General features: G+C 64.2%; 13 protein-coding genes and 3 pseudogenes. 11 read left to right on the top strand and 5 right to left on the bottom strand.

From position 1 onward, the window contains the following. Positions 1-12: 12 nt before the first annotated feature. A complete protein-coding gene (locus LF262_RS03810; RefSeq protein ID WP_235778913.1) occupies positions 13-903 on the bottom strand; it encodes an ABC transporter substrate-binding protein in 891 nt (296 codons plus the stop codon). Positions 904-1,084: 181 nt separating this feature from the next. Further along, the gene (locus tag LF262_RS03805) at positions 1,085-3,130 is read right to left on the bottom strand and encodes a DUF6541 family protein (protein WP_235778912.1); all 2,046 of its coding nucleotides are present in this window, start codon (positions 3,128-3,130) and stop codon (positions 1,085-1,087) included. Positions 3,131-3,232: 102 nt separating this feature from the next. Here LF262_RS03805 and LF262_RS03800 point away from each other — a divergent pair, with 102 nt between their 5' ends. The 4 genes from LF262_RS03800 to LF262_RS03785 are packed head-to-tail and all read left to right on the top strand — an operon-like array spanning position 3,233 to position 6,732. After that, positions 3,233-4,012: a glycosyltransferase family 2 protein gene (locus tag LF262_RS03800; RefSeq protein WP_235778911.1), complete on the top strand. Its 780-nt coding sequence runs from the start codon at positions 3,233-3,235 to the stop codon at positions 4,010-4,012. Further along, on the top strand, positions 4,009-4,425 hold the full coding sequence (locus tag LF262_RS03795; RefSeq protein ID WP_235778910.1) for a DUF2304 domain-containing protein: 417 nt from the start codon (positions 4,009-4,011) through the stop codon (positions 4,423-4,425). The genes LF262_RS03800 and LF262_RS03795 overlap by 4 nt, the downstream gene beginning before the upstream one ends. Continuing rightward, entirely contained in the window at positions 4,415-5,311 is an 897-nt protein-coding gene (locus LF262_RS03790) for a glycosyltransferase family 2 protein (RefSeq protein ID WP_235778909.1), read from the top strand. The genes LF262_RS03795 and LF262_RS03790 overlap by 11 nt, the downstream gene beginning before the upstream one ends. 11 nt (positions 5,312-5,322) lie before the next feature. Then, positions 5,323-6,732 (top strand): polysaccharide biosynthesis protein, encoded by a 1,410-nt coding sequence (locus LF262_RS03785; RefSeq protein ID WP_235778908.1) that lies wholly within the window; start codon positions 5,323-5,325, stop codon positions 6,730-6,732. Positions 6,733-6,743: 11 nt separating this feature from the next. On the opposite strand, the gene LF262_RS03780 is transcribed toward LF262_RS03785, so the two are convergent. Continuing rightward, the gene (locus LF262_RS03780) at positions 6,744-8,078 is read right to left on the bottom strand and encodes a GH25 family lysozyme (RefSeq protein WP_235778907.1); all 1,335 of its coding nucleotides are present in this window, start codon (positions 8,076-8,078) and stop codon (positions 6,744-6,746) included. A 742-nt stretch (positions 8,079-8,820) separates the two neighbouring features. Here LF262_RS03780 and galU point away from each other — a divergent pair. The 7 genes and pseudogenes from galU to LF262_RS03745 form a co-directional block, all read left to right on the top strand. Beyond that, on the top strand, positions 8,821-9,714 hold the full coding sequence (gene galU, locus LF262_RS03775) for a UTP--glucose-1-phosphate uridylyltransferase GalU (RefSeq protein WP_235778906.1): 894 nt from the start codon (positions 8,821-8,823) through the stop codon (positions 9,712-9,714). Between the two features lie 312 nt (positions 9,715-10,026). Next, positions 10,027-10,296 (top strand): annotated as a pseudogene (locus tag LF262_RS03770) (CpaF family protein); the annotation flags it as partial. A 514-nt stretch (positions 10,297-10,810) separates the two neighbouring features. Further along, a complete protein-coding gene (locus LF262_RS03765) occupies positions 10,811-11,389 on the top strand; it encodes a hypothetical protein (protein ID WP_235778905.1) in 579 nt (192 codons plus the stop codon). Further along, positions 11,382-11,657, top strand: a complete 276-nt coding sequence (locus tag LF262_RS03760) for a hypothetical protein (RefSeq protein WP_235778904.1) — start codon at positions 11,382-11,384, stop codon at positions 11,655-11,657. The genes LF262_RS03765 and LF262_RS03760 overlap by 8 nt, the downstream gene beginning before the upstream one ends. 23 nt (positions 11,658-11,680) lie before the next feature. Continuing rightward, positions 11,681-11,854 (top strand): annotated as a pseudogene (locus tag LF262_RS17070) (hypothetical protein); the annotation flags it as partial. 146 nt (positions 11,855-12,000) lie between these two features. After that, positions 12,001-12,711, top strand: a complete 711-nt coding sequence (locus LF262_RS17065) for a hypothetical protein (protein ID WP_235778903.1) — start codon at positions 12,001-12,003, stop codon at positions 12,709-12,711. Between the two features lie 109 nt (positions 12,712-12,820). Then, positions 12,821-13,092, top strand: a pseudogene (locus LF262_RS03745) (ISL3 family transposase); the annotation flags it as partial. Between the two features lie 125 nt (positions 13,093-13,217). Here LF262_RS03745 and LF262_RS03740 read toward each other — a convergent pair. After that, positions 13,218-13,523 carry a hypothetical protein gene (locus LF262_RS03740; RefSeq protein ID WP_235778902.1) on the bottom strand — a complete coding sequence of 102 codons (306 nt, stop codon included), beginning with the start codon at positions 13,521-13,523 and terminating at the stop codon, positions 13,218-13,220. Further along, complete coding sequence (locus tag LF262_RS03735; RefSeq protein ID WP_235778901.1) at positions 13,520-13,750, bottom strand: helix-turn-helix domain-containing protein; 231 nt, start codon at positions 13,748-13,750, stop codon at positions 13,520-13,522. The genes LF262_RS03740 and LF262_RS03735 overlap by 4 nt, the downstream gene beginning before the upstream one ends. Between the last annotated feature and the right edge of the window lie 5 nt (positions 13,751-13,755).

Here is a 13,755-nt window from a genome sequence, read left to right as displayed (position 1 = left end):
CGAGCTCGGCCCTCATTGCACGCTGCGCCATGCACAGCGGGCGAGAGCGGGCATGACCGTCTTGACGGCCCACTTCACAGACGTAGGAGAAGCAGCGACCAGTGAAAACATGTCGACCTCTTGCGTAATTACAGCGATTGCCTGCTTGCCCCAGGCCGGGATTCCGCGGAGAACTTTGTTGTCTCGGAGTGTCTCCTGGTCGCTCTTAGGGCACGAGACGACAACAATATCTGCTGCGAGTTCGCCTGATCGGTCTACCGGCCAGCGCACAGTGACGGGCCCACGATCAGAAGAAGATGGCACTGCCTGTGCAATGAGTCCCTCTAGGGCGGGGGAGGAAACCAGACCGAAGTCCTCGATGACGCGAACCGCGTTCGAATCGCGGGTATGCAGGATGAAGTCTGCCCCGGGAGCGGCACTGGCTTCGACGACGAGAAACGTCTTTCCTGTCAGAGTCGGGTAATTGGCTGCTGCCCTATGGATCGTGGTTTCAACGGCGCTGACGAGTTCGGAGCCCTGAGCTGTCTTTCCCAGAGCCCGGGCAACAATGGAAGTTGATTCTCGCCAGGGAGTATTTTTTCCCCGGCCGGGCCACGCCACGGTCGGCGCAATCTGAACGAGATCGGGGTACGCCCATTGTGCGAACGATGCATTGACCGCGAGGATCAGGTCGGGCCGGATGTCGCGTAGGTCCATCAGAGGTAGACCGCTCTCGTCCGAATACGATCGGGGAAGCAATGAATCCATTGCCGTGACGGCATTGGTGAACCAGGGAGCAGTCCCTCCAGGTGGCTCGGTTGCCTTGGCGTAACTAACCGGCAGGACGCCCAGCTCCACGCAGATGTCCTGGGCCGACCACCCGAGTGTCGCAACGTGCCGGGGCTCCCGATCGATCACGGTCACGCCTAGCTTGTGCTGTATCTGGACCGGAAATGAACTCGCACTCGGGTCTGGCTTCTGGCCGCTGCAGCCTGTGAGGCCGAGCAAGCCGGCGACTCCCATTGTGATGAAGCTCCTCCGCGTGGGGTTGCGAGGACGGGTCCGGTGGTTCACGGAGGGGGTCCAATCACTGAATTGACTTGAGCTACGGGCAGGTGACATGGAAGAGGCGCGCGTGGCCTTGGTCTGCGACAAGCGTCACTCTGGGCGCAAGACCGGAAGTGAGATCATTTAGACCGACGTACGGATCGGGCATGGGGATGACCGTTTGAGTGCCGAAGTCCAACGCCCAATAGGCTTTCAGCCTCTTAATAGCGGGGCAGACCGCGGTATTGTAGGCAGCCTCGTCCCAATGGTCGAGGACAGTCTCTTCATCGGGCGTGCGATTGCCGAACACATGAGGCGCGACTGTGGAACGGTCCGCAAGCGCATACACCAATGATCCGCCCATATATGGATTGGCTACGATGGTGTCCGTTGAGGGGACAAGGGCCGGGATCCGATCGATGAGTGCGAGCTCATCTGAATCGACAAGATCAGAGGCCGAGGTCAATGCCCAGATTGTGGAGATTCGCTTCTGGACTATGGACAGGGTGCCGCCTTGTCCCATGGTCGCCAGAACCGCAATAAGCACCCACACAGAGACGGCCGAGGTGATCGGCGCGATACCTGATACGGTCGTCAGATTCTTCGCACCTGTCCGGGTGGCGCGCATCGCGAAAGAACGGATGAGCCATTCAGTTGCAGCGCGAACCCGCCAGGCGAGCCACTCGGCGCCGAGGACCACTACGGGCAACGTCGTAACCGGCAGCAATGCGGCCAGCCTGAAGCTGTCGTTGTACCAGACGCCGGCAAGGAACGTTCGGAAAGCTCCGGGACTCCAGCTCGAGACGACCATGTAGAGTAGCGCGCCCACAAGGTACACGCCGAGGATCGACCACATTCTTCTGAGGCGCCGGGCCAACACGTAGAGTCCGATGATCGTCAAGGGGAGCAGTACCCAACTCGCTGTGGTACCCATCGGCGCGGCCGACACAATCTCGCCGAGAGCGCGCGCGTTCGATTGGAAGGGCGTCCAAGGCGCAGCGCCAAGGCTCGGGCGGACCTTGATCCACACAATGGTGAGTGCCATGAGATAAAAAATTGCGAAGCCGGTCCACCACCACGAGATCTTGCGTGTGCTGATCCTGTCGCGGTATTCCTTCCATGAGCGGTCTGCCTTTCCCAGTACAACGGGAGCGAGGAATGCAAGGAATGCAATGGCTGTGCTTGGGTGAGTGAGGGCCAGACCGGGAAGGGTCGCGGCGATCATGATGATCGGGGCTCCGAACGAATTGCCGCGGTTCACGGCCATCCCAACGGCTTCGATTCCGAGCCCGAGCACCGCGGGCAGCAGCGCGATCGCGGCATGGTTGGGGTATAGGACTCCGAACGCGACCATTAGGTACGGGAAGGCGCTGAATCCAGCTGAAAGGACGCCAGCCGCCATGAGCGGGACTGGCCGATATCCGACGATGCGGCTGATCAGGAAGAGGCAGGACGCCGGCCACACGAGAGCGCCAGTCGCAATGGTGACTACATTCACCACAACCGGAATACTTTCGCCCGTGAGCTGGGCCACGACGGCCATGGAGTCGTGCATGGCGGCAGGGTAGAACGCTTGCGAATCCGGGGTCAGGTTGCCAAGTGTCAGCGACGATCCATTAAGGGTGTCAGCGATGTGACGGACGGCATTGAGGTGGTAGATATTGTCGAAAGTCTGCGAGAAGTTCTCCGGGCTGCCGAATCCCGACATGTACCTGTAGCCGATTACCAGGGCCGCGACCGCGATGCCTGCTGGGGCGGCGAGGACGGCCGTCATTCTGCCCAGATCCTGGTGTGCCAGAGGGCCGTTGCAGGCCAGCTCCGCAGTTGGATGGAGGCCCTCCGTGCGGACTCGGAGCACGAGCCGGATCGCCACTACCAGCAGGCATACGACAGCAGCGGTCCCGAAGTAGAGAACGGGCGTGAAGGGCTGGCCTAGGAAAGGAGCGACCACTGCAATACAGCCGGACAGCGTGGTGGAGACCGGAGCTGACAGAGCCGCGAGGTTGAGCCGCCTAACGCCGCCAGCGGCGAGGATGGCAAGACCGGGGGCGAACATGACAGCCAAAGCGGCGGCGAAGGTCGGGATGGTCTGCATCCAGGTCATCTACTAGGGCTCCTCGCGCTGGGTGAACCCCCTAAGTATGCCTTGTTCGTCTGGGCTCAACGTGCACAGGGGAGTCTCTGCCTGTTGGTATAGTTGCGAATCATGGGTACACCGAGGCGATCAGGCGCGCTCATCATCATGCCCGCATGGAACGAGGCGGAGGCCATCGGCGACACCATCAGGAGCGTCCAGGCCGTGGTCCCGCAGCACGACATCCTGGTCGTCGACGACGGGTCGAAGGATGCGACTGCGCGCATCGCCGCGGAGGCAGGTGCCGCCGTCCTGCGCTTGCCGTTCAATCTGGGTGTAGGCGGCGCTATGCGCGCAGGTTTCAAGTACGCAATCCGCAATGGCTATTCCCGGGCAATTCAAGTCGATTCCGATGGGCAGCACGACCCGCATGACATCGACCGAGTTCTCGCTGGGCTTGAGAGCGCAGACATCTGCATCGGCGCACGCTTCGCAGGTCGCGGCAGCTATGACGCGAAGGGTCCGCGGCGATGGGCGATGGTGGTCCTTGCCAAGGTCATCTCCGCCGTGGCCGGCACCAAGCTCACCGACGTCACCTCGGGCTTCCGGGCGGCGAATCGCAAGGCACTGCACCAGTACATGGAGCACTTCCCCGCGGAATACCTCGGCGATACGATCGATTCGCTCGTCGTCGCCGTCAAGTCTGGGTGCAGGGTCACACAGGTGCCGGTCGAGATGAAGGCGCGCCAAGCGGGAACGCCTAGTCACAGTCCGTGGAAGGCAACCATCTATCTGGCGCGCTCCGGCTTGGTGCTGTGCTTTGCCCTTGCGCGCCCGAGGACCAAGAACCCCGCCGATATCGACTCACCCACCGTGGGGGACGTGGCCGGAGAGAAGGGGGTCGCAGCATGAGTGTCGCCTTCTCGCTGGTCGTCGCGGTCGGCATGGTGCTGACCGTCCTCGTCATGCTCCGATCGGGAAAGCTCCGGGAGAAGTACGCGATCCTCTGGCTCGTCGTCGGCGGCCTCACCATCATCCTCGGAGCCTTCCCGAGCCTGCTGGACTGGGCCGCCTCCCTCGTGGGCATCAAGGTGCCCGCGAACCTGCTCTTCGCGCTGTCCATCGTGTTGCTTGTTGGAGTCGGCCTCCACGTTTCGCGCGAGCTAACAGTCCTTGAGGAAGAGACCAGGACGCTCGCCGAGGAGGTCGCCATCCTGCGCCAATCCCTCGATTCCCTCCGCAGCTCCCTATCGACCGCGGACATCCCCGCCGCCGTCCACCCCGCACGCCAGATCACACCAGAAGAGGTTGACCGTGACCATTGACGTGATGTTTCCCTACTACGGGGACGTTGCCATGATGAAGGCCGCCGTGGCCTCTGTGCTCGCTCAGGAGGACAGGGACTTCCGCTTGACGATCGTCGACGACGGATACCCAGACGTGACGCTGCCCCAGTACTTCCAGAGCCTCGTCGACGGGGACAGCCGTGTGCGGTACTTCCGAAATGAGACGAACCTCGGCGCCAACGGCAACTACAAGAAGTGCCTCTCGCTCGTCGAGCACGACGTCGTCGTCATCATGGGCGCCGACGACATCATGCTGCCAAACTACATTGGTACGATCCGGAAGGCCTTCCAGAATCCCGAGATCTCGATTGTCCAGCCCGGCGTCGAGGTGATCGACGAGAACGGCTCCATCTACGAGCCGCTCGGTGACCGAGTCAAAACCTTCTTGCGCCGCATGGCCGTGGGCGGCGCCTCGGAGGCGATCATCGAGGGCGAAGCCATCGCGGAGAGCCTGATCACTGGAGACTGGCTGTACTTCCCGTCGGTCGCCTGGCGCGCGGAGGCGATCCTCAGGCACGACTTCCGCGAGCAGTACAACGTGGTCCAGGATCTCGCGCTTGCGATGGATATCATTATGCACGGCGGAAAAATGCTCGTCGCTGATTCCGTGTGCTTCCAGTATCGACGCCACCGCGAGTCGGACTCCTCGGTCCGGGCCCTCGATGGAAGGCGCTTCGCCGAGGAGCGCGCGTTCTTCGACGAGTGCGCGGTTGACTTCGCCCGGCTCGGATGGACCAAGGCCGCCCGCGCAGCCCGCATTCACCTCACCTCGCGCCTCAACGCGGTTTCGCTCACCCCGAAGGTTGTCCAGAAGCGTATGTGGCCAGGCCTGAAGAAGCTCACTGCTCACGCTCTGCGGCCCTAACACACCCGAGCGTGACTGATATCCGAGTGGGGCGGAAGACCCAGAACAAGGCGTTCCTCTACCTTGCCGGGTCACTGCTCCAGGGGTTGGGCCTTCTGCTCATACAACCTTTTGCGGTCCGGATACTGCCATCGGAAGAATGGGGCCTTGTCTCGACATCTGTCGTGACGGTTCAGGTCGTTGTGGTCCTGCTGTCGTCGGGGCTGCCTCTGGAAATCACCCGTCTGTGGTTCGATCCTTCCGATGGAAGAGCGCGGGCCCGGGCCATGCACACTGTACTGTCCGCTGCGACGCTTGTCATCGGGGCCATTTTGGTCATGGTCACTCTGGGGGTCGGGGGGACCTCGTCAGGCGTGGCATCGCTGACCGCGGCGATGGTGTGTATAGGGGTCACCGGATCGATTCTCGGTGCTCAGGCACTGCTCCGGGCTCAGTCCCGCCCTGTTGCCTTTGTTCTACTGAGCGTTGGCTCGTCGGTGATCGCGAACGCGGCCGGCCTGGCCGCGATCCTACTGTGGGCGCGGTCAGCGAGCTTCTATATGACGGCATACGCCGTGGCTGTAGCGGGTACCGCCGTCTGCGCACAGATGCTCGCTCGACCGGTAGGTCTGAGGTCGGCTTTGAGTATGGGCAGTCATGCTCTCCGCATCGCGCTCCCACTTCTGCCCCATACGGGCGCACTGATGCTGTTGACCCAGGGCGCTGTATGGCTGTTGGCCGTGTCCGCGTCGATTACCGATGCGGGTCGGTACGGTACCGTCTTGATCTTCGCGCTGGGGCCTGTGACGGTGCTTAATGCCCTGAACAACGCATGGGCGACGGACATGATGGGTGCGGTGCGCGAATATCAGCGTGCATCGCTGAGAGCGGCAATGCGCGCTGCCACCGCCGTCGGCCTCCTCGTGGCGCTGCTCGCATCGAGCGCAGGCCTTCTGGGTGCCTATGTGCTCTCGACTGATCCAGAGGTGGCCGGCAAGATTGCGCAGGCGCTGCCGACCCTTTCGGTCGGCTATGGGCTTTTCCTCATCGCGTCGAACCAACTCTATATCGATGGCCGCACGCGAATCCTCGGCATTGTGTCGCCGCTTGTATCCGTCGCCGCAGCCATTGTCGCGCTGCCCTTTGCCACAATGCGTAATCTGGTTGCGATCGCATGGGTACACGCGCTGGGTTTTCTAGTCCTCGGCGTACTCGTTGCTTGGGCGGCGCTGGCGCGGTCATCGGCGCGCTACGTGATTGGTGCCCTGCTGCTGACTGTTTTCAGCGCGGTGGCCGCTTTAATTCTGACCATGCTTCCAGGGAGCCTGCCGACGGCGGTGGTCGAATGTGTCGCGGGACTGCTCAGTGTTGTTTTGATGGCCTTGATCCTTCGAAGGGCCTTGCAGCGGTCGACTCCGGACCAGCCCACGCATATACCCTGACTGGCTGAAGCCTACTGGAGGACTATTCCCGATTGCTGGCTCCACGAGATCGATCCGTGTTCGAAGAACTGGGAGCAGGATGTCGCTCCCTGCGAACAGGTGTCGTTCGAGGTCGGGTACCCGTACCGTCCTTGTTCGTATCCGGTCGACGCCCATGCGTCGCGGATGGGCCCGTTGAGGGAGATCTGGGCGCCGGTGGCGGGGGAGTAGATGATGGCGCCGTTCTGGTAGCTCTGGTAGGTGCCTCCGTTGACCAGGCCGCCGATGATGCCGGTGGTGGGGTAGCCGAGCGGGCCGCCTTGGAAGCCGGAGGCGCCCCATGCGTCGCGGATGGGCCCGTTGAGGGAGAGCTGGGCGCCGGTGGATTGGGACCACACGATTGCACCGTTCTGGAAGCCCTGGTAGCACCCGGCCTGAGTCAGGGTGCAGATGATCCCGGAGGTCTGTCCGCCCAGATTCCCGGTGAATGCCGTTGCCATAGAAGCGCTCGGGTCGGTGTCGCCATATGTCGCGAACCGCTGGAGGCCTGCGTAATCGCCGTTCCATACGTTGGAATCTCCGGGGAATGGCCCGTCGGAGCTGTACTGCCATACGCTGAAGTTGCTCCAACTTGCTGGCAGAGTCCCGGGCCCCGACTTGTTGTAAGCCGCGATCCACAGCGGGTTGTTGGAGAATCCGCCGGAATTGCCGGTGCATCTGGACCACCAGTCGGTGGTCGAGTAGATCGCGGGCCGACGGCCGGTGAGGCTGACCATGGTGTTCGAGAAGTCGGCGATCCATTGCACCATCTGGCTGCCGCCCATGTTGTAGCACGTGTCGCCCATATTTACGCCGTTGATGGTCCGGCCAGTGTAGGGGTTGTACTCGATGTCGAGGACCGGGGGCATCGTGACGCCGTCGGGCGACCAGCCACCGCCGTTGGCGACGAAGTACCTCGCCTGATCGGCGCCCGAGGACCAGTTCGGCACCGCGAAGTGGTACGCCCCGCGGATCATCCCCACGGACTGCGAGTTGGAGTACTGCTGGGCGAAGACCTCGTTCGAGTAGTAGTTGCCCTCCGACGCCTTGACGTATGAGAACCGGACTCCTTGATTCCACAAATCCCGCCAGTTGACGCTGTCAACTCCATTGCTGGCCTGCCACGAGCTCACGTCGACGCCGGGTACTCCCCAAGACGGCTGCCACGTGTTGATCAGAGGGACCTGCACGGCCAAGCCCCTAGCGGCGTTTCCGCCCTTGTTTTTCGACTCGGGGTTCGCTTGGCCCATCTTCGCACCGGGTCCGATCGCCCGCTTCATCGCCTCGCGCGCCTTGGGGTCGCGGCCAGCCTCGTGCGGATCCCTCATACCTGGAGGTGTTGGCGCAGCGGATGACGGCGTACGGGCGGCTTCCGCTGTTGCAGAAGGAACCGGCGCAGATGTTGCAGAAGAAACCGGCGCAGATGTTGCAGAAGAAACCGGCGCAGACGGTGTGGGTTGGGTGGGGTCGCCGATCGCGCTTCCGGCGGGGAGCATCAGAATACCACCCGCTAGGACCGTGCTGAGAGCCGCTGCGGACAGGGCGCGGGCTCTGCGGCGTGTGAAGGTCGTCAGCGGCATGGCATATCTCCAAGAGCTTCAGGAGTCAAGGACTCTGTGGCGCTTGGCGAGCCTAACACAGATGGTGCTGATGTGAATGAGGTGATTTGTGTAAAGAATCCTGAGGAAGAGAATGTGCGTTAAAAGCCCATTAGGGGAGGTGCCGGGTCTAGCCGTCGAGCAGGCCCGTCGGGTACCCTGACCGCTCTTGGCCAACCTCATGGCGCGAGCCCCGGACGTCGTTGTCGGTGGGGAACCCTTGCCGCCAGGACAACCTCTGGGGCACCGATCGTGAGGCCTTGATGTGGCATCTGCGCCGTCGCGAGGGACGGTCGAGGGCCGCAGCTTCCGCGCCATTCTCGCCGTCGAGCTCAATTCTTGGGCCGGAATATCGCACCTCATCGAGGCGCGTGCGCCGCACCGTACGTTACAACCTGAGCAATCCCGGGCAGGGAGGCGAAACCTCCGGGTGCTGATCCTTCCGTTTCGGTTCGTCACGTAGGCTACGCCCATGCCCCAGACTGCACGCATTAGCAAGGCCGTGATCCCTGCCGCTGGACTCGGCACCCGCTTCCTTCCGGCAACGAAGGCGATGCCGAAGGAGATGCTTCCGGTCGTCGACGAGCCGGCCATCCAGTATGTCGTCGCAGAGGCCGCCAGAGCGGGCCTCGACAACGTGCTCATGGTGACCGGTCGCAGCAAGCGAGCGCTTGAGGACCACTTTGACCGTGTCCCCACCCTCGAGGCAGTCCTCGAGGCCAAGGGCGACGAGCGTCGGCTCGCGGCGGTTCAGGAGTCGAACAATCTGGGTGACATCCATTATGTCCGTCAGAGCGACCCGAAAGGCCTCGGTCACGCCGTCCTGTGCGCCAAGTGGCACGTGGGCGACGAGCCGTTCGCCGTACTTCTTGGCGACGACCTCATCGATGCGCAGGATGGACTGCTCGCCGAGATGATCCGTGTCCAGGAAGCCACGGGCGGTTCCGTCATTGCCCTCATGGAGGTCGAGCCTGAGAAGATCTCCGCCTACGGATGTGCGGACGTTACCGTGATCGAGGGCGAGGACCACGTGCGCGTCAACGGCCTCGTCGAGAAGCCCGCACCCGCGGAGGCGCCCAGCAACCTTGCGGTGATCGGCCGCTACGTGCTGCACCCGGCCGTCTTCGAGGTCCTCGAGCGCACGGAGCCCGGGCGCGGCGGGGAGATCCAGCTGACCGACGCACTCCAGGAACTCGCTACCCGGGAGGATGATGGCGGCGGAGTGTATGCGGTCGTGTTCCGTGGCCGCCGTTATGACACTGGTGACAAGCTTTCCTACCTCAAGGCGGTGGTGACGCTCGCCGTCGAGCGTGAGGACCTGGCCGAGCTGCGCCCTTGGCTCAAGGAGTTCTCGGCCGCTCTGTGACGGCGGCGGCCCCTTCCACTCCCAATCAGGCTTTTTCTAGGACGATTTGAATGTGAGACAAGCAGTTACTGTTTCACGCCCACGTCAGCTTCCTCAACAACCCTGTGGAACAGGGCGACGGCGTCGCTGGATGTCCCGAGCAGCAAGCCCGCACTCGAGCCTGAAACACCAGAACGCTGAACCCCTCCCGGGAGCAGGTCCTCCAGGGTTATCCACATAGTCGTCGCGGATTCACTGGGCGTTTACAGAATCCGTTAGGCTGAGTCTTGCTGTCGGGCAGGGGGTCCGGGGCGGCGCACCAAGGGGGGAACCGTGGATGCACTGCGCATTGTCGAGGGCGAGGTCCGTGAGCTGATCAGGCTACGTGGCCTCGATCCCCTGGGGGAGACTGCCGCTGTGCGGCGACTCGTGGACGAGGCTGTCGTGGATTACGACGAGCGCGCCCTCTTGGGCGCAGTCCCACCGCTCGGCTCCCTCGATGTCGCGCGCAAGAGCCTCCTCGACTCGGTCGCCGGTTTCGGGCCAATTCAACCGCTCCTTGATGACCCGAGCATCGAGGAGATCTGGCTCAACGCGCCGGACTAGATTCGTTATGTGTTGCTCTTGCACCCCCTGGTTCGCACCTTAGAGGGCGAGGGGGCGTCGCGCTGTCGTCGTACGAGGTGGGGGGAACACGTGAGGAAGCCAGACTTCAGGCCTGGAGTTTGTCCGATCCTGAGGTGAGTCACTTCCGACGGCGGCTGAGCTCGCCTATTAGGTGTCCTCGAGCCTGATGGCCCGGCCGAGAGGCCCGCTTAAGACGGCGGGGTGGGCCTTGGCGAGGGGCGGTAGTGGGCGATAGCTTCCTGGATGGCATCGAGGGCCCCGTGGCGGTCTTCGGTGTCGGCGAGCCGGTTTGAGAGGTTGTTCAGGCTCGCGGCGAGGTCGGGGGTGAAGGCGGGCGGGTCGGCCGCGGCGAGCTCCCGGCGGAGGGCGACGGCGTCCTGGATGGGCTCGAGGGCCCCTGGGTCCCCGGTCTTCGCGAGCCGGATGGAGAGGTTGTTCAGGCCGCCCCGGTCTGCACCGACTGTGCGCTGTCGGCCGTAATCTCGGGTGCATGTCCCAGTTCCTCGTTTCGGTCCCCATCGAGCCGGTCGTCAGGCACAGCCTCTCAGGCCACTCAAGCATGGCCCTCCCGGCGGTTCACCTCCCCGGAGGGGCCCGGATCGTCACGGGCGATAGCGGGACCGCCGCGGAGGTGGAAGTTGAGTCCGCAGATCGGCTCGCAGCGAAGGAGGACGCCGTCCGCATCGTCGACGACCTCGTGGCTGTCCTGGCTGCGTGGGGCGGGACCTTCCAGCTCCGGACGAGCGGCGTCCAGGTGACCCAGCTCGGACGCCCGCCGGGGGCGATAACGGTGGAGAGCCGGATCGACGTCGTCATGCAGAAAGGCGACCTCGATACCGAAGCCGCACTTTTCGGCCGCCGAGACCATCTCCCCGAGTACGTCCGCAACTGCCTGGAGCTGAACTACCTGATCGTCCTCTCGGACCGGCCAACCAACCGGTGGCTCCTGGCCGTGATCGGGCTCGAAGCCCTCGCCGTGGGCACCCTCGGGGCCCAGCCAGACGTCTCAGCCAGGCTCACCGCCCCCCACCCGACGCCAGCTCAGGAAGGACCTCCAGCCGGTGCTTGACGCAGCGGGGCTAGGGGCCCTGACCGACCGCATATTCGACAGCGTTCGGAACACCAGGGAGGCCGGTGCGGCGGCGCACATCGTCGCGTTCCTCAACAGCCTTGGCATCACCGACACCACCGAGGACGAGGTCAGGCATTGGTGGAGGGCCCGGGGGCAGCTGGCCCATGGGCACAGCGCCGACCTCGATCCCGCGAAGCTGGATCGGCTCGTGGCCGTCTTTCAGCGCGCGTTGCGGCGCGCAGCCGGAGCCGAAGCTGTCCAGTAGGGGAGCCTGGCCGCGCGGCGGTCATGTCAGGGTGTGTGCGGAATGGAAGCGGCGCCTCGCCGGCTCGACGCGGTAGCGTGAGGGTGGCCGACGCAGAAACGGCCACGCGCATTCATGGAGGCCGATCATTGTCAGACCTCGGCTGCCCCAACTGCGGCACCGACGACCACGTCGTACTCGGAGAGAAGCTGACCGGGACGCAGAAGAAAATCAAGTGCGAGCAGTGCGGGCACGAATGGCTACGCGGCGCCCCGGACCGACCCACGGCTCGGAGGCCCACACGGCAGGCGGCGGGCAGACGCTTCCCACAGGCAGGCGACGTCGACCCGCGCGGCTGGCCCTGGTGGAGCAGCGCAAGGCCGAGTTCCTCCGTGCACACCCAGAGTCGGAGAACGTCGCCGCCTACTGGGCGAAGTACCAGCACGTGTTCAGCGCCGAGGGCCTGCCGGACGCCGACCCGCGGGACCTGAAGGCCTTCGCTAACAGCAGCGTTGGCGCCCGCATCGGGAACATGTCCGTCTTCAACACGGCATGGAACGAGATGGGGGACGAGGCAGCCGCCACCCAGGCGCGCAAGGTGATCGACTACCTGCTCCGCGGCGAGCAGCCAGCGGCGCTTGAGGACCGGCTCACGGAGCTCATCAACGGCAGGCCGGTCGAGATGAAGGGCCTCAAGGAGGCAATCCTGACTAAGGTGCTGTGCGTGGTCTACCCGGAGGAGTACATGAGGTACCTCGTGTACACCGGGGAGCACGGGAAGCAGGGAGTGACCCGCACAGTGTGGGGCCTCGAGCTCCCCGCCCCGAAGGAGACCGGCCTGAGCATCGGCCAGCTCATCCAGCGCAGCAACGACCTGCTGGTCGAGCTCGTCGGCGCCGGCTTCAGGGACCTCCAGCACGCCTCGGACTTCATCTGGTGGTGGGTCAGCCCCCGGCCCGACGGCCTGTCCGGCGAGGTCGGTGAGCGCGTAACCGGTCGCCAAGGACCGGGCGAAGGGACAGCGCTGAAGGCAGTGGAGGTGCGGCGTCCCTCGGGCCCGGAGGCGCTGAGCTAGTTGGAGAGGATGTCTAGGCCCACGGGACATTCAGCCAGGAGGGGTATTCCTACGCCGCTCATCGGGAAGACCTCGACGTGTCCCGGGCTAGCATCGCTGCGCCTGTCTCATCACGTTCTGCCGCCTTGACCACCTCGGACTCGAAGGCGTCGGCCAGCGTTCGGAGTCGGACTGTTCGGTGCAGGAGCGCCGGGTGGCCCAGGCGAACCCGTCGTGCCGCCGCTGCGGTGCCCAGGGCGTCCCGCGGGGCACAGTGGCACGACAGCCCGCCCAAAGCCGTTCGGGTGGCTCCCGACGGTCCTGCTGGTGCGCGTGCGCCGGTGCCCGGGCTGCGGGCACGTGTGGCGCCAGGACACCTCAAAGGCGCCCGAGCCCAGAGCCGACGAGTCCTGCCGCGTCCTCGAGGAGCGTGGCGGCTTTCTCCACGAGCGCTCCTACCAGGCGTTCGCCTCGATGGCAGATAGCCGCTGCGGAACATGACCGACCGCCGTTGCCTTGCTTGTTGGTCATTTTCGATGCCCGCGGCCTCGCCCGGCTATGGTGGCGAAGTTGAAGGGGTTGCCCATCTCTTCCCAGTCCGGCTCAGCGTCGAGGTCAACCCCGCTACCGCCTCCAGGCTCGCGGAGGGCCTCAAGCATCTGCTGGATTGCGGCGTCGTCGAACAGGACCTTGCTGCGAGGACCACGTAATGCCCTCACTTTTCCCTCGCGCACGAGGCGACGTATCGCGAGGGGAGGGAGGTGGAGCTCGCCCGCTTCGTCACGGCCGAGCTCCTCGGCGACCTGTTCGGGGGTGCGCAGCCGGTAACTCACTGGTCCTCCTCGACGTCGAGCTCACCTGCGATGATGGCATCCTGAGCCCTCACGTAGGACGCGTCGATGTAGCCATCGAGGTCGTCGTGGCCGATGCGCCAGATGCCCTGCCCGCCGATCTGGAAGGCGCGGAGTTCGCCTGACTTGACGAGCGACCTGATGGTGGGTTCCTTTACGGCGAGGGTGTCGGCGACCTGCGCGATGGTCAGGAAGCGGGGTTCATCCATGGGCC

The organism is Sinomonas notoginsengisoli (assembly GCF_021554725.1).
Lineage (GTDB): Bacteria > Actinomycetota > Actinomycetes > Actinomycetales > Micrococcaceae > Sinomonas > Sinomonas notoginsengisoli.
This window is presented reverse-complemented; position numbering and strand designations above follow the sequence as displayed.